General features: G+C 35.7%; 17 protein-coding genes. 6 read left to right on the plus strand and 11 right to left on the minus strand.

All coding sequences use genetic code 11. From position 1 onward, the window contains the following. Positions 1–348 precede the first annotated feature (348 nt). Positions 349–2118, plus strand: coding sequence for an amidohydrolase family protein (locus SOM16_RS09215; RefSeq protein ID WP_320463715.1), 1770 nt, complete (start codon positions 349–351; stop codon positions 2116–2118). Between the two features lie 330 nt (positions 2119–2448). Here SOM16_RS09215 and SOM16_RS09220 read toward each other — a convergent pair whose 3' ends face one another. From SOM16_RS09220 to SOM16_RS09245, 6 genes are all read right to left on the minus strand, one after another. Next, the gene (locus SOM16_RS09220) at positions 2449–3183 is read right to left on the minus strand and encodes a hypothetical protein (protein WP_320463716.1); all 735 of its coding nucleotides are present in this window, start codon (positions 3181–3183) and stop codon (positions 2449–2451) included. 231 nt (positions 3184–3414) lie between these two features. After that, on the minus strand, positions 3415–4086 hold the full coding sequence (locus SOM16_RS09225; RefSeq protein ID WP_320463717.1) for a hypothetical protein: 672 nt from the start codon (positions 4084–4086) through the stop codon (positions 3415–3417). A 14-nt stretch (positions 4087–4100) separates the two neighbouring features. Beyond that, positions 4101–5357: a hypothetical protein gene (locus SOM16_RS09230; RefSeq protein WP_320463718.1), complete on the minus strand. Its 1257-nt coding sequence runs from the start codon at positions 5355–5357 to the stop codon at positions 4101–4103. Between the two features lies 1 nt (position 5358). After that, positions 5359–5535 (minus strand): hypothetical protein, encoded by a 177-nt coding sequence (locus SOM16_RS09235; RefSeq protein ID WP_320463719.1) that lies wholly within the window; start codon positions 5533–5535, stop codon positions 5359–5361. A 568-nt stretch (positions 5536–6103) separates the two neighbouring features. Continuing rightward, on the minus strand, positions 6104–6424 hold the full coding sequence (locus SOM16_RS09240) for a hypothetical protein (RefSeq protein ID WP_131539899.1): 321 nt from the start codon (positions 6422–6424) through the stop codon (positions 6104–6106). Positions 6425–6550: 126 nt separating this feature from the next. Beyond that, entirely contained in the window at positions 6551–8332 is a 1782-nt protein-coding gene (locus SOM16_RS09245; RefSeq protein WP_320463720.1) for an ATP-dependent nuclease, read from the minus strand. A gap of 454 nt (positions 8333–8786) precedes the next feature. Between SOM16_RS09245 and SOM16_RS09250 the strand changes: the two genes are divergently transcribed. From SOM16_RS09250 to SOM16_RS09260, 3 genes are read left to right on the plus strand one after another with little or no spacing between them, the layout of a single operon-like run. Further along, positions 8787–9209: a (deoxy)nucleoside triphosphate pyrophosphohydrolase gene (locus SOM16_RS09250; protein WP_320463721.1), complete on the plus strand. Its 423-nt coding sequence runs from the start codon at positions 8787–8789 to the stop codon at positions 9207–9209. 4 nt (positions 9210–9213) lie between these two features. Continuing rightward, complete coding sequence (locus SOM16_RS09255; RefSeq protein WP_320463722.1) at positions 9214–12366, plus strand: DEAD/DEAH box helicase; 3153 nt, start codon at positions 9214–9216, stop codon at positions 12364–12366. Positions 12367–12382: 16 nt separating this feature from the next. Continuing rightward, complete coding sequence (locus SOM16_RS09260) at positions 12383–13342, plus strand: HNH endonuclease (protein ID WP_320463723.1); 960 nt, start codon at positions 12383–12385, stop codon at positions 13340–13342. A gap of 76 nt (positions 13343–13418) precedes the next feature. On the opposite strand, the gene SOM16_RS09265 is transcribed toward SOM16_RS09260, so the two are convergent. Then, positions 13419–14030 carry a GIN domain-containing protein gene (locus SOM16_RS09265; protein WP_320463724.1) on the minus strand — a complete coding sequence of 204 codons (612 nt, stop codon included), beginning with the start codon at positions 14028–14030 and terminating at the stop codon, positions 13419–13421. Positions 14031–14520: 490 nt separating this feature from the next. Further along, entirely contained in the window at positions 14521–15888 is a 1368-nt protein-coding gene (locus SOM16_RS09270; protein ID WP_320463725.1) for a S41 family peptidase, read from the minus strand. Positions 15889–17457: 1569 nt separating this feature from the next. Between SOM16_RS09270 and SOM16_RS09275 the strand changes: the two genes are divergently transcribed. Together SOM16_RS09275 and SOM16_RS09280 are read left to right on the plus strand one after the other, a co-directional pair. After that, positions 17458–18204 carry a LytTR family DNA-binding domain-containing protein gene (locus tag SOM16_RS09275; RefSeq protein ID WP_320463726.1) on the plus strand — a complete coding sequence of 249 codons (747 nt, stop codon included), beginning with the start codon at positions 17458–17460 and terminating at the stop codon, positions 18202–18204. 231 nt (positions 18205–18435) lie between these two features. Continuing rightward, the gene (locus SOM16_RS09280) at positions 18436–19524 is read left to right on the plus strand and encodes a sensor histidine kinase (RefSeq protein WP_320463727.1); all 1089 of its coding nucleotides are present in this window, start codon (positions 18436–18438) and stop codon (positions 19522–19524) included. Positions 19525–19586: 62 nt separating this feature from the next. On the opposite strand, the gene SOM16_RS09285 is transcribed toward SOM16_RS09280, so the two are convergent. Genes SOM16_RS09285 through SOM16_RS09295 form a run of 3 tightly spaced genes read right to left on the minus strand, consistent with a single transcriptional unit; the run spans position 19587 to position 21707 of the window. Further along, positions 19587–20768 (minus strand): lanthionine synthetase C family protein, encoded by a 1182-nt coding sequence (locus SOM16_RS09285; protein WP_320463728.1) that lies wholly within the window; start codon positions 20766–20768, stop codon positions 19587–19589. 2 nt (positions 20769–20770) lie between these two features. After that, entirely contained in the window at positions 20771–21307 is a 537-nt protein-coding gene (locus tag SOM16_RS09290) for a hypothetical protein (protein ID WP_320463729.1), read from the minus strand. A 7-nt stretch (positions 21308–21314) separates the two neighbouring features. Beyond that, positions 21315–21707 (minus strand): hypothetical protein, encoded by a 393-nt coding sequence (locus tag SOM16_RS09295; protein ID WP_320463730.1) that lies wholly within the window; start codon positions 21705–21707, stop codon positions 21315–21317. Positions 21708–21710: the final 3 nt, after the last annotated feature.

Below are 21710 nucleotides of genomic sequence, written 5' to 3' on the forward strand. Positions count from 1 at the left end.
GCCTTTCTATCTTAAGACAAGAAATTGGATCCTTTCCGTCCTATTTGTATGTCTATATAAAATGCAAAAGATGTAAGGTAGAAATTTTTCGAACTATACAGAAAAAATACATCAAGCGCGATCTATACAGATGCTACGCGTATTGGATTGGGGAAACCGTCAGGTTGCTTCGCTCAGATCCGGAAAAAAATAATTTTTTTAACAATGAACACTGTATCCTTGACTTGATGAATATACAAGCATAGGCCTGACTTTACTTCACTGCTTTTCTCCCAACTGACGTTCCTGAGGGGAAGCTGTTTTACTGCCAAGTACAAAAATTTAGTTTTTTTTTCGTTGTCAGGCATTATGATTATTATTACAAACATGACACAGACCCGGAATTTCAGCACCCTGATCATTTTCATATTCAGTTGCACGGCTTATTTACCTTTTGCGGCTGCTCAGGTAACACAAAACTATCAAGTGTATAAACTTGAAAATAAGATCGGCACAGAAAAAGTTTCCATTGTTGGAGACAATAACAACGCTGCTGTGGATATCACTATCCGCACCGTAGACCGTGGTCAGGCTTTAATGCTTACCGCCTCACTAACCCCAAATGCTGCCGGCTCAAGATATACCTCCACCGGACAAACCTCGCGTTTTAAGCAAGAAAAAATAGACAAACAGTATTCCCCCAATGAGGGTTTCCCTCTGAGCCAGAATGGCGCTATAAAATTGAGAGAAATGCTGATTGATTATTGGATTAAAGCAGCGCGTCCTGCTGTTGTAAAATCGGCATTAGATGGATCCGCTATCCGGATTAGTGAAATAGCTAATATTACAGATGCATATAAAGCAGATGGATGGAAAGCCTTTCTGATCAACAATGGCCTGGATGAGATATTCTGGACAGATGCGCAAGGTAAAGCTATTTTTTTAACCACAATAGATAGCGAGGGTGATAAGAGAGAGGTGATTGATGAGCGGTATCTATCGGCATTCAGCAAGCTCAATCAACAATCAACACACCATTTGCTACAGGCCTATATGGATAATAGCAGCATTTCGTTCAAAAAAAACCCTGCAATTGCAATTTTAGGTGGAACTATCATTGATGTTACCCATAATGGTGACCTTCAAAATAACACAATGGTCCTAATTATCAAAGGAAAAATAGACTATGTAGGCGCCATTAACAAATCACTGATTCCGCCGGGAGCACGCCTGATTGATGCAACTAACAAATTCCTGCTTCCCGGACTCTGGGATATGCATGCACATATTTTCCATCCGGCTTACCTTCAGCGGGAGTTACGCTCAGGGGTCACTTCAGTGAGAGACATGGGTAATGAGTTTGATTTTGTAAAGCAGCTGATGGATATCGTTAGAAAAGAATCAACACCAGCTCCAAATTTCTATGCCGCCGGGCTTCTGGATGGAAAATCACCAGCCACACTAGGGGCCATGCTGGCCACTAATGAAAACGAAATCAAAAAAAATGTACGTGCTTACCATGATGCTGGTTTTAAGCAGATAAAAGTATACGGTAGCGTTAAAAAGAAAGATTTTAATCGTATCGTGGAAGAGGCCAAACGGTATGATATGGATGTTGTAGGGCATTTGCCAACAGGTTATACGATAAGCTACTTTATTAACAACGGAATGCGGAGTATCAGTCACATCAATTTTTTCATGAATAATATAAACTGGTCTTCTACTGATCTGAAAACGGGTAATCAAAATCTGCTGGACAGCATGAGATCTCATCATACCTTTTTAGATCCCACACTAAATGTTTACCGCCTGATGGGAGATAAGAAAGTTGCCTTTTATCAAAAACTCATTAAGCTGTTTGCAGATAATCATATACCGATCGTTGCAGGAACGGACAATGAGGGAACCATAGCCGATGAGATCCAGAACTATATGCGATGCGGCATGAGTCCGCTTGATGCGATCAGGTCTGCAACCATTATACCCGCTGAAGTAATGGGTGAAGCGCAAAGAAGTGGTAGCATTAGCCAGGGTAAAGATGGCGATATTTTGATTCTTGAGGAGAATCCGTTGCTCCATATCAATACCTTGCAACATATTCCTACCATCATCAGGAACCAATTTGTGATCACTAATTGATTGTTTATGCTTGTACGTTTAGGCATTGCGAAGTATCCCCCGTCATGATGCTTACTTTAGCCATCTCAACCGTACACTTTCTTGATCAATCTTATACAATTTGAGAAGCACCTTTAGTAAGGTTGTTTTTCTTCTACCACTTGAGCCTACTATGGCTGTGATTTAATTTTTGGGGATAGTAAGATTGATATCTTTCAAGGTAAATTCTGACGGGCCTCCAAAGCCGTGAACATTTAACCCGGCGGTATGGCTGAGCAGATTACTGATGCATTTGTGATAGGTGGAGGGCATCACTGCGCTTTAAACTAGGCTATTGTTGATTAACAAGGCTTAACCGGAAATATCAAAAGCCATATCCTTATCGGATATAAAAATATATTTAGAAGAGTCTTCAGATGAAAAATAATTCTGAGCGGTTGCCAGCGGTATCGGCTTGTCTCCATGCACAAAATTTTTGGCAATCATTTTATACCAAAGGCTGAAACCTTGAGTGCTCAACAACCTTTTCTCATATGGAAGCATGAGTTTTTGGAACTGGCGCATGAGATCCATAAATGCCGCTAAATTCCCGCTGTTGATGACAATTTTCTCGCTCGCCTCATACTGTAACACTTCATCGAACCGGGTTTGCAAGTCTGCCAGGTTACTTTTGAGCCGCGCAATTTCCGCATCTTTTTGACTAAGCATTTTTTCCGTTGAAGTATTTACATTCCACTCATCAATGCTATCTAAGAATTTTTGGAAGGCCTCTAATTTATCAAGGTTGGCTGAATGAATCTCATATACAGATTTGAAGGGGTTTTTAGCAGAATAAAAAGCAATTCTCCTTTGGATGCTCCTGTTTACCTTACGAAAGAAGTGCTCGCCTCCATCTGGATTCCGGGCCAGATAATGGCTTAGATGGAAGTCATAGAATGCTTTATATTCACCTTCAGGTAGACCATAAAGTTTCAGCGCAAAAAAATTATCCTCTAATTTTCTGTTATGGAATATTGGATTGCCGACCTCATATGGATGTGGAGAAAAGTCAAATCTCCCCCGAAATTTAAAGAAATGTTCTGCCATAATAGAATATGTATGAGCCTCTTCTAATCGAGAGAGGGTAATTATCGATTACTACTAATATATAACTACTGAAAGTAAAAGACAACTATGTCAATATCTACTTGGAAAAACCAATATCACAAGGCAAATAGATCCACATCCGTTTCACTTTAGAAAGAAATGAACTAAAATTAGAGAAACGACATCAGCAAATCAGGCGCACAAGGTTTCTTCTTTTAATGCCACATTAGGTTATATCATTTTCTTTATCACAGCTAACGTTTCTTGAACAAAATTTATATGGCCAAAATCAGCTGCTTGCTTATAAGATAACACGTTGGACGTTGTAACATCTAACACAATACAATAATCTTCGCTTATTTGATACTTATCCTCATAGATACGTTTTAAGTATTGAAACAGGCTATAGGCAAACACCGCTAACTCTTCTTTTTTGTAGGACTTGATGTTAGCGACGATCCAAATTGCACCTACTTTCTCCACTCCATTTTCTTGAAATTTAAATACGTGGTTAGGAATAATTTGAACAGGAACGGTATTCAATTCCAATATTACATTTGTATTCTTGAGATACTCAATATCGAAATAAGGTTTCAGTTCCGAATAATCAAAGTCTTTTGCATTGTAGAGTATGTCAATGTTCTTTTGGTACATCCCTTTTGAAACGTTTTTTGGTGTATTACGCTTCTTTTCTTTGAGAATCTCTATTTTCTTTTCTAGCTCACTCAATTCCTCTGATTTTAAAACTTGACTGATGGTGCTAGTAGAACACATCCAATAATTACCTCCACCGGAATCATCAGTTTTGACTTTAGGCTTTTTTAGGTTTGCTATAAAAGCCATTCTACTTCTATCACCTTTTCTAATGAACTTAATTACATTGGAAACTGAAATCTTTTTCATATCTGAGTTTTTAACTATTCTAATTCATTCTTACCATACAATAAAACATTAGAAATCAAATACCTTAATTTGAATTTGGTATCATATTCCATTTCCAACACTTCCGCCTTAGAGCACAATTCCAGTAATTGCTTAATATTAGATATCTCATTGTCAACATCTTTCCTAAAGAGATCACTTAACTCTTCAACACCTTTAAACATTCCTCTCTTAGAATTTACTCTTTCAAAAATCTTTGCTCTTAATTCATCAGGAGTATGCTTGTTTTTCATAAAATGTATGTCACTGTAAACACGATCTACTTCTCCAATTAAATCGCCAATGATCTGGTGAGCTTCGACAAATGTAACAGCAGCAATTGTATGCTGAAAAGTCTTTTTAAATTTTATTCCTTCTATCTCCCTATTTGGATAAAGGAATATTTTGCCACCGATTTCTTTTTCCAAGTTAAAATCAATTGTGCTGTAGAATCCTAAAGATGTATTACCTTGGTCTTCATTTCGAATAGTTATGGAGGCTCTTAATTTACCAAACCTTTTAAGGTAATATTCTTTATTAGAAGTTATAGTAATCTCTATTTTTGCTTCACTGATTGCTAAACTTGTAATGTCAAACTTGTAATTTTCATCCTGTTGTAATTTGTTTAATTCAAGCATCGTCAGTGCAAATGTTTCCGCTACGCCATATTCTTTGTACTTTCTGGTGTTGAAGCTCTTTACAAAATAGTCTCCCTTTTGATTATCCTTCAAAATGCGAAACAATTTTTCTTTTGATGATTTATTCTTTCTCGCATAATAATCAGCCCAAGAATTATTTATAGAATTTAATAGATTCTGGTCTCGATGATTTGTTTTGATATAGTTAATATGCTGACTGAGTTTTCTGTCGTCGTAAAATAAACTGAGGGAATCATAGATTGACATTCCTTCGATTTCACCTAAGTCCTCTGCTTCTTCATTTGCACAATTTGCAAGAATAAAAAACACGTCTTTTTCATTATTTTTCACAAACTCAACCTTAGTATCTTTACCTTCACATAAAACCCTATAAGTTTCAAACCTTTTGGTGTAATTTTCAACAATGGCTTTAATAGCGCCTATTTTATCTATGGTGATTTTGTCATCAGTAATCTCGTAGGTTTCTTCCACGAATTGTTTTACCTCATGGTTTTTAAGTATGTCAAACAAATCTTTCGAAGTAACCTTTTTATTTATATCTTGAATTTTTTCAAGACTATAAGTTTTTTGATTGAAGTAATCTAAAGTATCCATATTACCCTTTCTCCTCTATTGTACGCTTGAAAGACAAACCATCTTGTTTTACATCCATAAACTTACCTGTTTGAGCAGCTCCTTTTACCCATTGCTCTTTCTCGCGGTTAAAAGTTTCTGAGCGGTCTTTTACTGCCCCGTGCCTGCGACTATCGCCAAGCTTTCCATTTGTTGCCATTGCTTTAAAATTGAATAATGAAGAAATCGTACTCCATAAATTGAGCACATAATTTAATTCCAGAAATAAGCAAGGCTGGTAACCCCAAGGCATAGGGGAAAAAGAGTACGATTTTGTAGTCTGAAAAGTATATTATTTATACTTTTGTACATGCTAAATAACGAGGCTATCTCAATGTTCGCATTCTAATTCCCTTGGTGCGAATGATAAATTTTATAAGGCTCAGGATATGTCGAAGTTTCCTGAGCTTTTTATTATTTTAACAAACCTTATAATATTAGTCTTATCTATTAGACAAATATATTGAAATGCGCATTTGTTTAGTAATTTAAGTTATTAACAATTTGTTAGCTAAAATAATTAGCCTCTGTCAGTTACATTCTTTTTTTATTTATAATTTTAGTCAAATAGCCAATTCTAAACCGAATCAGAAGTATTGAATCTAATTTGACAAAGGACCTTAGGAAGTTATTCGCTTTCCTCCTGTTATTATAAAATATAGCGCTACTAAAAGATAGGCTACAAAAAAAGGGCTGACAATTTTTATTGTTGCCCGCCCATTTATTTTCTAGTCTTGATCAGCTTGACTACCTTCTTTGAGATCCCATTTAGTAAAATTCTCGGACAGCCACTTCAATACATCAACGCGCATTACTATATTAGATGGCAAATGTTCGTGAATAATTGCCTCTACTAACCTGCACTGTTTCTTCATTGTTAAGTTTTTTAACTTTGCAAATTCATTAATGAGCGGTACGATCTCATATTTTTCATGCCTATCAAATCTATCTCTATCAATTTTGCCTCTGATATTAGGGTTATCACCTGGAACGTGATGCGGATTGTATCCATTAAAATAAAGTTCCGATTCTTTGTAAACGTATGACATATTGTAATATTTAGCTAGTCAACTACATTGATGACTATTGGCTTAGTGTATTTAAATATTTTGCCAGTTTTAATTTCTCCCCATTGGATTAGGAGAAGTTATCATTTTTGACGTCCTACGACATCTTTATCCCAATGCTCTATGCAGCTCAGTTTCCAAATGTTCTATATCAGTCCACTCCACGCAATTTTGTGGCGTCTGTGCATCGTGGTCTACTAACGCGTCCAACAACTGCCTGATTATCTTGAATTTACTTTCATCTTCTGATAAGGTAAGAATCGCATTGTATGGCTTTTCCTTTGATACTTCCATGTCAAAATATGCTTTTTCAAAATTTGGGAGAGATGCGAGCAAACGAACCTTTGTACCTTCAGGCTTGGCTAAAACTGCTTTAAGGATATTGGGATTGTTTCCCCAAGCTGGGTTTCCTTTACCATCTTTTGTTTTTGGCATATCACTATCGTGCAAAACAGAATAGCTCGCCCCAAAATGGTTGAGGATTTTGACTAGAGAAACGATAGTAGCTTTTCCCCTTGCTCTAATGATATGTAAGTCTTTGTATTCCTCAGGAAGTTTGGATTTGATATAATTGAAAGCAGTATATTCGGTGTCACCTTCAACCACAAGCACCTTTCCGCCAAAAAGAAATTCCGCCACATATGGATCACAGATATTCAATAATTTCAGATTTTCTTTGTCGCCATCATCGAGTTTTGCTTTATCCGGACGAAAGATTGTCGTTCCTTCCACATCGCCTTCCGCATTACGCTCTACACGTATAATAGTGGTATTGTCCCTTGAAAAATCAATAAAAATTGGAGAATGAGTGGTTACCATCACCTGCCAATTCCCAAACCCCGGCAAATCGTACAGAACCTTGCAAGCTTCTCTAATTGCGTTTGGATGTAAGCATATCTCAGGTTCGTCAATAAGTAATATATGTGGTCGAGTTGGCACATCATCAGCCATTTTCGGCCTTGTCGTTTCCGAGATATATTTAAGAGCTGTCCAAAGAAGAGTTCTTCTTGCTCCACTCCCTTGTTTGTCTATCGTACTCATATATCCATCCATAGGACCCATCAAAAGATCAGCGGTCCACTTGAAAAGGACAGACTCAGACTTACTATCTGGCTGCGCGTCAAAATTTATTTTATAATTGGGAAATACCTTATCTATTAACTTGCTCAGCTCGTCATTTGCAGAATCAATCTGGCCACGAGTATCCTTGATCACTTTATTCTGAACTACTTCTATGGCATCAAGCATCTTGTGATACTCATTTTTCTGCTCTTCGGTTTTCAACTGGTTTACCTTTTCCAAAATGCCGGCCATCAGGAGTTTTTTTATTGCCTCAGCCTGATCTTCAGGTTTACTGAACGCATCAACCTTGTGCGGCTCAGGCCTTCGTGTATTTGCTACCCCTGCCGGACCAAAGGGCGCCTTTGTTGTATGCCAGTCTCCTGCCGTGACATCCCAGCCACGTCTTATCGGAGCGCCGACATTAGCCCAGGTCCATTTCTCCTTTACCAAAAGCTCACCATTCTCGGTTACATCCACCCACTGTTTTCCAACACGCTCTTCATAGACGATAGTATGTAGTTCGATTTCGGGAAGGTTTTCCGGATTAATAAAGTTATTGGGGAAATCATCCTGTTTAATCTTTGCCTCATTAGAGCCTTCTGACATAACCAGTTCGTAGGCTCGAAGAAGGGAACTTTTGCCGGCATTATTTGACCCCACCAATACGACAATATCATTGAGATCTATGTGCACTGCTTTAGGCCCAATACACCTGAAATTCTTCACGATCAATTTTACTAACCGTGGATTTTGCATATTTGCTATAATCTCATTTTCTTCGTCACTTACACTAGTCTTAACAACTTTGGTCTCTTTAGATTTTGCCATGGTTTAATTTTTATTGGCAAATTAGGTATTAGAAATTCTCATATTGTACGGGAAACCGTAAATACACAATGTTGAGTAACTGAATACTTGGCTACTCATTCCGCATCTAAACTATTCCGCTTAACATAATTCTTCATGAATTTTGGTGAGAAATTCTGATTTTATTATCCTCGGAGGATTTAATACCACACAAAATAACCGAAATTAAGATTTATATACTTCCATATTGATTAAACCAGTTATTCACAAGATGACGAATAACTACATTTACTGAGATATATATAAGAGTTTGTTACCCCAATGCCTCACATTTTTCGATACTTGAGTAGAAGATTAATAATTAATAATTTATAATAACTTAAATTAAGTTTGTAATATAAGCTAAAAAATATCCCATGCTATATAATTCAGATATATGCTAGACCAGTAGTAATCACAATCAGCAATTAACGTCATGTCATCAGATAAAGCTATTATTAAAAAAATCTTCCAAGTAAGCTGTGCCATCATAGTATCCCAGAACAAAAAAATACTGGTTACCCAAAGAAGTTCAAGCATGTCATTACCATTAAAATGGGAATTCCCCGGTGGTAAAATTGAAAGAGAAGAAAGCCCGGAACAAACAGTTGTCAGAGAAATTAAAGAAGAGCTACATATTGAAATTAGCATTAGTAATAAATTGCCATCGATGACTCACAACTATGAAAACTTTAGTATCATTCTCAATCCTTTTATCTGCAAAATAGAACAAGGTGAGATAAAACTCAGCGAACACCAAGCATTCCGTTGGCTTAATCCTAATAAGTTATTAGATTTGGATTGGGCAGAAGCTGATATACCAGTGGCTCAATATTACCTACAAACGCTCAATAAATAAAAATATGTCTTTTGAACTCGGTCTGTACGAACAATTGATTACCAAAATAATTGCTTCAAAACTTGACCAAATGGATGAGGAAAAGTTCTTCATTCAAAAAGCTGTACTCGATAAATCAGAAGCTGCTAGATACTTAAGTGCTTATCTTTCCGAAACTATTCAGTTTGCTTTACAACAAATAAAGGAAGGCGAACACGGCGGCATTCAAAAGAAAATTGAACTATCCAATCAGATTATACAGGTACTTATTTCTGCGTTACCAGATTTAACCCTAACCAATAACCTGATCACATCTGAGGGGCAACTATTAGAAGCCGTGTTATCCATTGAAGATTCACCTTTCCCTGATCTAAAGGAGCATATAAAGCAGATTATGCCTTATACAAGATTAAGTCAGAGCGAATTATTTACTGGTAGTAATGCAGGCATTTCTTTAGAAAGTGAAATTAAAAAAGAAATTCTATCTGCCGATGAAATCTGTTGGCTTGTATCCTTCATCAAGTTTTCGGGCATTAGGATTTTTAAAGATGAACTGCAAACTTTCACCAACAGTGGCCGGAAATTGAAAATCATCACCACTACATATATGGGTGCTACCGATGTAAAGGCAATAGAATTTCTGTCCGGCTTGAAGAACACAGAAATTAAAGTTTCTTATAACACAGAGCATGAACGGTTGCATGCAAAGGCTTATTTGTTTATAAGAAAATCAGGTTTTGATACAGGTTATATTGGCTCTTCCAATTTGTCCCGTTCAGCATTGACCAACGGCTTAGAGTGGAATTTGAAGGTTACCCAAAAAGAAATTGGACATATTATAGATAAGTTTAAAAAAACCTTCGATACCTACTGGGCCGATAAGGAGTTTGAAAGTTATACTATCGGTACTGACAAAGCCAAATTAACCAGTGCTTTAAAGCAACAAAGCACCAGCAATGATCGGGGCATTTTATCTTTCTTTGACATCACACCCAAACATTTCCAACAGGAGATTTTAGAACAATTGGAATCTGAACGGATTAATCATCATCGCTATAGGAACCTCATTGTTGCTGCCACCGGTACAGGTAAAACCGTTATTTCCGCATTCGACTATAAACGGTTCAAGGATCATAACTCGCAGGCAAGATTACTCTTCATCGCGCACAGAAAAGAACTGCTTGAACAGGCTCAGGATATGTTTCGCCATGTGTTACGTGATGCCAACTTTGGAGATTTGTGGGTAGATGGAATAGAACCGATGCAATATGAGCATATTTTTGCATCCGTTCAAACCCTGAACAACCGCTTGCCCGGTTTTAAACTAAGTGCTAACTTTTACGATTTTATCATTATTGATGAGGTACACCATATTGCTGCAAACACCTACCGTCCAGTCTTAGACAAGTTTAACCCTCAAATATTGCTTGGTTTGACTGCTACCCCGGAGCGGATGGACGGCGTTGACATTTTAAAAGATTTTGATCATACCATCGCAGCAGAAATCAGGCTGCCAGAGGCATTAAACAGTAAACTACTTACTCCTTTTCAATATTTTGGCATATCCGATTCAGTGGATCTTAGTCAGGTTCAATGGAAAAATGGCAAGTATGAAAGTAAGGAGCTCACTAAAATTTACACCAGTGATGACCGCCGGGTTCAAGAAATCTTAAATAACTGCGAACTTTACCTCACCGATGTTCATCAGGTAAGAGCGCTTGGCTTTTGTGTAAACACCGAGCATGCAAGGTATATGGCAGAAAAATTCGTTTTCTATGGTTGGAAGGCAGATTACTTAACTTCTGAGAATGCATCTGTTAAACGGGACGGAATGCGTAAGCGTTTATACAATAAAGAAATTAATTTTCTGTTTGTGGTAGATATGTTTAATGAAGGAATTGACATCCCAGAAATTGATACTGTGCTATTTTTACGACCTACTGAAAGCTTAACCATTTTCTTGCAACAATTAGGCCGGGGTCTGCGCCTGGCAACAAACAAAGATTTTCTAACGGTGCTGGATTTTGTAGGTCAGGCACGTGTAGAGTATGACTTTGAACATAAGTTTAGGGCACTCGTAGGAAAAACGAATACACCTATTTTGAAAGAAGTGGAAGAAAATTTCCCGCACCTGCCACTAGGTTGTAGCATAGTTTTAGAAAAGAAAGCAAAATCTGTAATTCTCGCTAATATTAAAGCAGCAACAGGTCTAAACCGTAGGCAACTTATTGTTAAGCTTCAGAATTTCAAGCACCAATCGACACTTACTCTATCTCTGCAAAACTTTCTAAACTTTACAGGTTTGGAATTAGCCAACGTCTATAAAAAGGGGAGTTGGAAAAGGTTATGTGCAGACGCAGGATTAATTGAGAATTTTCAAGAGCCTCTAGAAATTCAGATTACCAAAGGCATTAAAAAACTCATGCAGTCTAATTCTATTTCTTACTTTAGATTTCTTTTGAATTTTATTGAAAATGATTTCAGTATTAGTGCACATGTTACCGAGCAGGAAAGGTTGATGAACCTTATGTTCTATTATGACTTTTTCCAGTCCGATAATAAATCTGATTACAAAACCCTATCGGATTCTTATCGGGCATTGAGATCAAACCGTATAATGTTAGATGAATTAAGTGAAGTAATTCATTACCTTAACCGACAGGTTAAATTTGTAGAAAAACCGATCAGCCTACCATTTGCATTTCCATTAAGAGTACATAGCAGATACAATAGAGATCAGATTTTGGTCGCACTGCAACTGCATCAATTTGAAAAAGCTTCATCCAATCGCGAGGGGGTAGCTTTGAATAGTAAGCTCAATACAGAAGCCCTATTTGTTACTTTAAAAAAATCAGAAAAAGAATACTCTCCGACAACATTATATGATGACTATGCTATTAGTGAAACACTATTTCATTGGCAGTCCCAAAATGCAACGAGTTCAACCTCTCCCAAAGGCAGATCTTACATTGAACAAAAAAAACTAAACAAATACATTTTAATCTTTGTGCGAGAGCAAAATGATGATGAGTTTGGTAATACCATGGGCTATGTATTTCTAGGAAAAGCAGGCTTTTTAGAAAGTAATGGAGATAAACCAATGAATATTAAATGGCTGCTTGATGAACCCATGCCGGCATACCTATGGAAAGACACCGCTAAATTAGCCCAAGCTTAAACATAAATTAGAAATATTGAACTCCGCCCTCAAGAAATACCTCAAAGCATTTATAGGCCTTAAACGTGGTATTACTAAATATGGCCTTGCGCCACATAAGCCAGTTTTATTACTAAGCCTAATTGAACTTATAGATAAAGGTGCAGTAACTAACAATCAATTTGAAGTAAATGCCGATTTGGTAGCAACTTTCAAAGAAAACTGGCTTTTACTTGTTCCGACATTACATCAATCAGATTTTACTCAGCCGTTTTACTACTTACAAAGTGAAAAAGTAGCAGGAAAATCCTTTTGGTCGTTACAGCCTAATTTGGGCATGCAAATTAATTCGCACATTAAATCAGTGAACCGATTAAGCGAAATTTGTGCCTTTGGTTACTTTGGTCCAGAGCTCGCTATTCTATTGATTGATAAGACAAATAGAATAATTGCAAAAAATCTTTTATTGGATACTTATTTCTCCGCTTATAAAGCTAATTATATATCTGCGAAAAATCATGGAGAAGGCTATCTGCACCAACAGGAAGAGTTTGTATTAAATGAACCAGTGACAAACTATAAGCGGGTTATTATTAACACAGAAGAAGATATCTTTGTGCGTAACGGACTCTTCAAAAGGCTCATCCCTAAACTCTACGGTAATCAATGTAGCATTACTGGCATGCAGCTCAGTAGCACATTTGGCCATAGCTTTGTTGACGCTTGCCATATCGTACCTTTCAATGTCAGTCATAATGACAAAGTAACAAATGGTATCGCTTTATGTCCAAATTTACACCGTGCTTTTGATCGTGGACTCGTTAGCATCTCCAATGACTATACGGTTTTACTTTCGAGTCATTTAATTGAAAACGAGAAACATACTTATGCATTAAATAGCCTAGTTCATAGAAAAATTATATTACCAAAAGAACGAATCCATTTTCCTGAGCTTGCTGCAATAACATGGCACAGGGAAAATATTTTTAAGAATTAATAGTAATGTCCAAATAAGAATTTTTCTTACAAAAAAAGCCACCCAATTGGTAGCTTTAACTTTTGATCGATATTTTTTATTTTGCTAAAACCATAGCATTTTGCGCAGCTTCCATGATGCTTTCAGAAGCATATGATTCTGATTTAAGACTCGAAAAGTCAGCTAATTTTACATTCATCATGTTGCTAGCGATCATTGTACTTTGATCGGCAGTACCATTTAATTTTAATACCGCATCATCCTTAACGATGGTATATAAACTGCCTGCTGTAGTTTTAATCTTAGCTGTGGCACTCTGATTCAAAAATAACTGTAGGTATTTTACATCGAAATTATTGTTGGTTACCACAACTGATTGACCATAGGCTTCAATTCTTTCCAAATCCTTTACGGTAATATTAAGTGTTACCTGGCTGGTTTCTTCCGAATTGATAAACAAGGTTTTTCCATCAGTTGATACGGAGGTTTTGGCAGCGTTATAGTTACTCTCACCTTCTATATTTTGCTTGTTACCTTGGGTTAAAACGATTTTCACATTCCCGCTTACCCAGATCCTGTTGAATTTTGATAATGAAGAAGTTTCTGTTTCTGCTTCAACTGGTTCAGCGGCAAAAGTTGCAATTGCTGATGAAGTAAATAATACTACTGTTAATGCTGCTGCGAATAATGTTTTTGCGAAGGTTTTCATATCGTTTATTTAGGTTTTTGCTCTTGTTTGTTATTAAGACGCGGCTGTCCATCAAATGTTTCAGGCAAAAACCTCGTATTATACCAGCATCAGTAACCAGTAGACCAATGCCTGTATTTTCTAGACGAACCTTAGCGAATCTAAAGCCTGACTTGTGTCAAGCTATCATTGTGGCAATTGAACAAACTGATTAATTTAAGCCCGTTTCATCGATTTTTTTAAGCTCACTAATAAATAGAGAGTTACTAGAATTTTTTGGCGTGACAGGGTCAATTAACATCGGTTTACCCATATAAGTCTTATTATTCGTCTTTTAAAACCCTGAACACATTAATAAAATGCAGGCATATCCAAAATTTGGTTTAAAAAACAAGAGAAGTTACGCTATTCATATCCTAATTATTAATTTTTTAAACCTCTAGATAAAAATCATCTCCCTAGCATTAGCACAATAAAAACTATTGAATTAATAACCGTCTAAGAAGCCTAACTATTTTGCCAGGCTTAACAAGCAAGAGAGTAAGGGATCTTCATTTGCGATGAGTTGCAAATGACTGGTTTTAATAAGCAGGTCTGGAATAACGGTCTGATTTGAGTAGCTTTTACAATCCACGCCCTCATCGAGACTGGTTGAAATGGAGACGGTGATTCTGCTATTTGGTAAAATTAAATGATATGATTCCCCAAAATCAGTAGTTTTCTCCCCTGTCGGCTCACCTATCAGGGTAGCCATCTTAAATTTCTTCACACCATCAGCTAACATGTTGGCGCTTGAAAAAGTAATAGGCCCTGTCAATAGGTACACTTTTCCATCAAAGAAAAGATCCGGGCTAATGTATCTTGGTTCTTTTGGCATACAGTCTCCGATTTTCCAGATGCTATTATTGAGCTGTTGAAGGTAATGATTAGCAGTATCCCCATTGGAGATCAATAAATCCTTATATGCCTGACTGATTTTCCAGTTTTTTATGCCCGATAGATTGTACCTGGATTTATTAAAGTAGCCAAGTAATAAGTCAGCGTTAATCGAATTACCCCCCGTATTCTTTCTGATGTCAATAGCGACAGCCCGGATTCCATTCCGTTTGACTACCGAAAAACAAGAATCAAAAAACTTCATGTAAGGCTCATAGTTACCCTCTAGCGTATTTAATTGGATATAGCCCAGCTTATTCTCCATCACTTTGAATTCAAATGGTTTACCAGCAATATTTGGGAAAACGTCTTTTATGAGTTTACCCAAGCTGGTTCCTGCTTCGATTCTTTTCTTGAGATGCTGTCCTTTAAAGCGATAATCAATTATAAATGGAGCTTTGAGACCTGACAGGTAAAGGTTATAGCTTAACATCCTCGTTGCTATTGCTTTTTTATAGGCTTCCTCTCCACCGCTAAAGCCTATTGCCTTTTTGTAGAATTTAGAGATTGAGATATGATTTACCGAAAGAATTTCGGCCCCTGCGGGAATAATATCACTATTTAATTTCCCATTGCTAAATAGATGCATCTTTTCGTCTGCAACAAATGCTATCGGCAGAAACAATGGCTTTGCATAATCCGATTTAAATACTGACTGGATAATTGTGGGTGAAGTATGGGCATCTCCCAGTATAGCGGTTAGTGCGCTAAGTTGAAGAGTGAAGATTTTGGTATTCACGGAATCGTGTAGACTTTCTATTAGCTGCTTAGATTCCTTTTTATATCTGGATTCCGAACAATACAAAAAAGGATTATAGTGCACCTCCAGCAAAAGTTTATTAAAATATTCAAGGTCAAAAATGGCCTCTTTTTTGGAGATTTTCTGGGCTAGACCGTTTGATGTAAATGATAACAACAATAAAACGAAAGCAATAGTTCTCATACCAATAAGGGGGTTTACCAAAGACGGTTAAAATTCATGATTGGTTGCATCAAGAATCCACGTTCAAATGCGCTTTTAACTAATCACTTCCTACTTTGTGATTTGCTTTTTTTTAGTACAACGTATCTGCGCTCAGTTAAAATTAATAAAACACCAATAGAATTCAGTAAAACAAATAAAAATGATATATCTGCATGGGTATCTTTTTTTTTGCAAAGACTTTAAAATATTAAAGAAGCATTGATCGAAAACGAGTTTTAATGTATAATAAAGTCAGAACAAAGTCTTGAAAATTAATAATTTGCACAGCAATGATCTGGTTTGAATCTAAGGAAGTGGTCCCGACGAAGCCAGAACAAGCTTTATTTAAATAACGTTCTGACTAACAATTGCTTGCAAAACATAAACACGACTCACTAACTGTCAAAATGACCGTTTTTGGGCTCAAGTTATCACTCAAATCTACAAAATTGAGTCGTTTACACAAAAAAAATCATCTAAATACAACCAGCTAAAATATTTGGAAATTAAAAAATGATTTCCGCGAACATTTCGGTAACAACAACATACATTTACCCTAATTTTGTGACAGAAAACTAATTAATTAACCCTAATTCTGTGACGAAATATTCACTAATTAACCCTAATTTTGTAACAAAAAGTAGTTTTGCAATTAAAGATTGTCAAATTTTATCAGGTATCTCAAATCGAGAATTACCTAGCCTTGGTTAAAAACATAATTCTAGATTAGCTAGCAGGTTTTGTGGATTATGTAGAGGAAATGATCAGGCAATGGGACAGAGATGATTGATACATGGGAGAGATAAATAATAATTTACCTTTAGAGCTTAACTACCTCAAATGACAAAAGCAACCCACCGTAAAATACAGTTATTCCTTTTTGCCCTATGCGTATTGGTATGTGGGTTTTATTACTATTACTATAAAGGAATAGGGAACTAAATAATACTGCTGTTAATGCTGCTGCGAAAAATGTTTTTGTTAAAGTTTTCATATCTTTTATATTTTAGTTTTTTGCTATTGTTTGTTATTAAGAAGCAGCTTCCTGACAAACGTTGCAGGCAAAAACCTTATATTATACCAGCATCGGTAATGGTTAGACCAACGCTTTGCTCTGTATACTGACCGGGATTAAATCAAATGAATTGTATTCATACTCATCTCTTAATGGTTTTCATTTTTTCTGAATTACCTTCAACTTCTCCATTACTATCTAGCTTTTTGTATATAATTGATAGATGTAAAGAATGCTTTCTAGCATGAGTGTATAAATAATGAGGCCTTATTATGTTGAATATGAATCCGATGTTTGTCTATAATAATTAGCCAAATAATAATTGTTGTTATTAAGGCATGTTACAAAAGATGTATGCTTAATGGCATATAAGCAACAAAAATACTTCTTTACTTAAAATCTATTTCAATTCTTTATCTTAAAATAAATAATTGATATTGTTGCATTTTTTATACAAGATATCTATATTCACGGATATAAAGCCTATTTTACATGAATTAGTTACCCTTCAACAATCTAGATGCTCTTAATAAATGTATAATTGTATTGTTATTGACGATGAATCACACTCTGCTCAAGGTTTAAAAGGATATATAGAAAAGATTCCAGACCTTAACCTGATTGGCTGTTTTACTAATCCCCTGGAAGCATTACGCTTTATCCGTTCAAATAAATCTATTGACCTTGTATTACTGGATGTGGATATGCCTGAGCTTTCGGGAATTGAATTAGCGAAGTTAATTAGGAATATGACCACTAAGCTAGTTTTTACAACTGCCCATACTAGATATGGTTATGAAGCATTCGAAGTTAAAGCAGATGGGTATTTGCTTAAGCCATTTTCTTTAGGAAGATTTTTTGAGATCGTAAACAGCCTTTTTCCTAAAATTGATAACGAGATAGCTGCTGCACCTCAACTTGAAGCTTTTGAAGATTTCTTCTTTGTGAAAAGTAAAGGAGATAATCTTAAAATTGTTAAAGTAAGGTATTCAGATATTATTGCTGTAGAGAGTAAATTAAATTACATTCTGATACAAATGAAGGACCGTAGCGTATTAACGTACATGTCTCTAACCGAAATATCATCAAAATTAACAACTAATAGAGGTTTTGTCCAGTTTCAGCGAAGCTTTATTATAAATACTGATCATATCAGCACCATTGAAGGCAATATGATCAGTATGGATAACGGAAAGAAAATAACTGTCGGCGATTATTTCCGAAAGGATTTTCAAGAATTCGTAGTTAGACTCCTTCTTAAAGCCAAAAAGAGAAAGTAGCTTAAAAGTTATATGTAACACCTGTTAGGGTTATACTTATAGTGTGAGTAGTCGGATCGGTGTTTTTTCTATTTTCCACTGGCTTTGAGGATTTGAAAATAAAAATCGTAAGCTTTGTCAATTTAGTTTGTTTTTGTTTCATCTTTTTGATTGAAAATTAGATGAAACGATGCCCCTAAAAAAAGTTGTTATACAAACAGTGTGTTTTTCTATTTACAAGACTACTCTTACATGAAATCATTTGTTTTAAGAAAAAGTTGGCTACACATATTGATTTGGTCCATATTCATTGGATATGAGACCATCATCGTAGGGGTTGTCTTTGGTATTTTCGGAAATCCGTTAACATATATAGCGCATTACACCATTATAATCTGTTATTTCTATTTACTATCAATAAAAGGGCTGAACTGGGCTTTAAATGGCAAAGGATCTAGGTTTTTTAAGCTCCCTGCTATGCTAATTATTGCCATAGCAAGCTACATACTTATCAACTTTATTGCAGATAATTTACTTATACGCATCGGCGCCATTAATCACGTAAAAAGAATTGATTTAGATGAAGGATATATCCTAAAAGAAATATATCGATGCATTTATTTTACTGGTCTGGCTACAGCCTTTTATTTTCTTTCAACCTATTTGAAAGAAAGAGAGAAAACAGTTCATCTTGAAAGGATGCGACTGCAGAATATCATAGCCGAAGAAAAAATGCAAAGTTCCTTATCAAAGGCTCAGAATGATTTTCTAAGGGCGCAAATTAATCCTCATTTTTTATTCAATTCATTAAATTGTGTTTACCACAATATAGATAATGATCCTGACCTTGCGAAGGAAGCGATAATTATTGTTTCAGAAATTATGCGATATGCAGTTGAAGCTTCTCATAACAACGGTTTAATACTGGTGAATAATGAAGTAAATCAGGCAAGAAAGCTGGCCAAATTACATAAAATAAGAACAGTAGGGAACCAATTTCTCGAGATTTACATGGATGAGGAGGCAGTTCAATATTATATTATTCCACTTGTAATATTAACACTGACAGAAAATATCTTTAAACATGGCAATTTAAATGATCTCACTCATGAAGCTATGATTTCAGTCTTCATGGGCGATGACAAACTTCATATTCATTCGACAAACAAAATCAATGAAAATCCATCAACAGGTGGCACAAATAGCGGTTTATCGAACATTAGAGAAAGATTGTCTGCAACTTATGGGAACGGTTTTTATTTCCATTGTGAGACTGAAAATGACACTTTTAATGTTCGCATCTCAATTCAAACCCAAACGCTAAAACGGTTAAATAAATAGTCTAATTTGATATTTTAAGTATTTGAAGGACTTAAATTCTTTTAATTTCCCCCATCTAAATCCTAACTAATAAGGAAAGCCCTGTCCCATTTAGGTTCGATATTGGATATTGATGAAATAAGAATCAAACCGATTCCGGCTACTCCCTCAATTACGTTTTCTACCTCCTTATATTCGGGATTGGAATATGCTTTGTAACCGGCAAGGCCATTTTTAAATGTTGCCTGTGTGATGGTTTTATTGTACCAGTATTCAGCGGCATCCTTGTATATCAGTTCATCAGTCCATTGATAAAATCTGTTGAATATATGGGCAATACCTGCTGTGCCATGACAGAGACCCGCATCAAAAACTTTATTTATTTTCAAATCTCTTCTTTTAGCGTTGCAGATTGCAATTTCTTTGAATTTTGATAAAAGTTTATCGCTTTTTAAAGCTATCGATGCACGGTAAATCGCAATAGCATTCCCAAGATCTCCATAACACCATCCCAATCTGCTATTCATTCCCAGAAAATCCTCGCTAACATATCCGGGAAAACATGAATTATATGTTTGCTGATTGTTTTGGCAGGATAACAAAAATTCTACTGACGCTATCAATAATCTTTTTAGCTCCTGATTATGACAATCTGTTTCCAGTTGTCTCGCTAGCAAAATTATTCTACTTGATACCCCATGGGCAAGGCTTAGATTGGCAACAGGGAGTGGAATGCTATCAAGTGATGTATGCCAGGTTATTCCCCTGCTACTAACGATTGAATTTGATATTATCAGATTAATGTAGCTCCTAACTTCCTCAGAGCTGGATAGCTCCATCTCTTGGAGATAGAACCAAATACCATCAGCGCCATGGAGAAAGTCAAAGTTTTTTGAATCATTATAAATACCCATTTCCATTACAATGCATTCATGAATATCCTCTTTGTCATATTCCAATTCTAAAAACCCTTCTTTAACCATCAAGTCTATCGCCCAAAAAATGCCTGCTAACCCTGAACAGTGTGTAGATGAATACCATTCGGAATGAATTTTTTCTATTGTGATTTCAAAAATCTCATTTGCCTTTTCATGATATTTCTTATTACTAAAGCATTTTTCATAGTAGAAATAAAATAAACATATCCCTACAGTCCCGTTCATCAGCCCAGGTTTTAGCGTGCTATAGTTCACAGTTGAGAGCTCATCAGCAATCTGATGGATTTTGTCTACAGTTTTCAAATCCTCGAGCAGCGTTTTCCACATGTTTATCTAAAGTTTTTAATTATGGAATTTGGATATATTTCTTTCAGTACCACATCGGTCATTCGTGAAAGATCTTCTGAAGAATATTTATCTTCTATTATCATTACCGATATGTACGCTTCCACTGAATTACTTTCATAAAGGACTTCCTTATCAATTTTCATAATTGAATTTGTAAATTTCAATTGTGAGAGTAAAAACAACTTATACCAGAGTTGATACACTTTAAACAATTCCTTTGCTCGTCCATCAATTCTCTGGGTGACATAATATAAGACCCGTTTTGAGTTAAGAAAATCGTCGATGATCTTAATTACTGTGTAAGAAATGCGTTGGTCAAAAACACCATTTTTTTCTTGGGATTGGATAAAATTAAATTCAAAAATGGAAAAGTCAGAATCCGTATAAAAATTCACCACGTCTTCTTGCCAATATCTCGTAAAATTAACAGAGTAGTCTACATCATTATCAGTAATAAATTTATAATCATAGTCACCAATGCTGATGTATGAGTAAGGTTCAATATCATCGCGCCCCATTTTCAGCCTATTTGATAAGAGTTTTTATAACATTATCCTCAGAATCAACAACAATCTTCAATTGTCCAGATACTGGATATTTTAGTTTAGCACCTTTTAATAAAGAAATACTGTATATCTCTTCGCTGTTTGATGAAAGTTCCTTTAATTGTAAAAATCTGATATTAATTTTTCTATTATCATTTAAAGAAACTTCTCTCACCAAATTCTCTAGTTGATCATGATCCTTACCATTTAGCTTCACCTTTCCGGCCATACCTATTTTATCAGAATAATAAATATAGATAGCAATATTCCTATACCGCTTGGTTTTAAAAGCGAATAAAAAAATAGCCAATGCAAATGTGCCGATCAGATAAGCAATTAAAGGTGTCAACAGTGTTTTATTTTTCAATTTCATTGA

Source organism: Pedobacter sp. CFBP9032, assembly GCF_034045265.1.
GTDB lineage: Bacteria > Bacteroidota > Bacteroidia > Sphingobacteriales > Sphingobacteriaceae > Pedobacter.

Excerpts from the sequence above, each read along its gene's own strand:
- SOM16_RS09215 (WP_320463715.1), top strand. The coding sequence starts at position 349 with ATGATTATTATTACAAACATGACACAGACCCGGAATTTCAGCACCCTG.
- SOM16_RS09220 (WP_320463716.1), bottom strand. The coding sequence starts at position 3,183 with ATGGCAGAACATTTCTTTAAATTTCGGGGGAGATTTGACTTTTCTCCA.
- SOM16_RS09225 (WP_320463717.1), bottom strand. The coding sequence starts at position 4,086 with ATGAAAAAGATTTCAGTTTCCAATGTAATTAAGTTCATTAGAAAAGGT.
- SOM16_RS09230 (WP_320463718.1), bottom strand. The coding sequence starts at position 5,357 with ATGGATACTTTAGATTACTTCAATCAAAAAACTTATAGTCTTGAAAAA.
- SOM16_RS09235 (WP_320463719.1), bottom strand. The coding sequence starts at position 5,535 with ATGGCAACAAATGGAAAGCTTGGCGATAGTCGCAGGCACGGGGCAGTA.
- SOM16_RS09240 (WP_131539899.1), bottom strand. The coding sequence starts at position 6,424 with ATGTCATACGTTTACAAAGAATCGGAACTTTATTTTAATGGATACAAT.
- SOM16_RS09245 (WP_320463720.1), bottom strand. The coding sequence starts at position 8,332 with ATGGCAAAATCTAAAGAGACCAAAGTTGTTAAGACTAGTGTAAGTGAC.
- SOM16_RS09250 (WP_320463721.1), top strand. The coding sequence starts at position 8,787 with ATGTCATCAGATAAAGCTATTATTAAAAAAATCTTCCAAGTAAGCTGT.
- SOM16_RS09255 (WP_320463722.1), top strand. The coding sequence starts at position 9,214 with ATGTCTTTTGAACTCGGTCTGTACGAACAATTGATTACCAAAATAATT.
- SOM16_RS09265 (WP_320463724.1), bottom strand. The coding sequence starts at position 14,030 with ATGAAAACCTTCGCAAAAACATTATTCGCAGCAGCATTAACAGTAGTA.
- SOM16_RS09270 (WP_320463725.1), bottom strand. The coding sequence starts at position 15,888 with ATGAGAACTATTGCTTTCGTTTTATTGTTGTTATCATTTACATCAAAC.
- SOM16_RS09275 (WP_320463726.1), top strand. The coding sequence starts at position 17,458 with ATGTATAATTGTATTGTTATTGACGATGAATCACACTCTGCTCAAGGT.
- SOM16_RS09280 (WP_320463727.1), top strand. The coding sequence starts at position 18,436 with ATGAAATCATTTGTTTTAAGAAAAAGTTGGCTACACATATTGATTTGG.
- SOM16_RS09285 (WP_320463728.1), bottom strand. The coding sequence starts at position 20,768 with ATGTGGAAAACGCTGCTCGAGGATTTGAAAACTGTAGACAAAATCCAT.
- SOM16_RS09290 (WP_320463729.1), bottom strand. The coding sequence starts at position 21,307 with ATGGGGCGCGATGATATTGAACCTTACTCATACATCAGCATTGGTGAC.
- SOM16_RS09295 (WP_320463730.1), bottom strand. The coding sequence starts at position 21,707 with ATGAAATTGAAAAATAAAACACTGTTGACACCTTTAATTGCTTATCTG.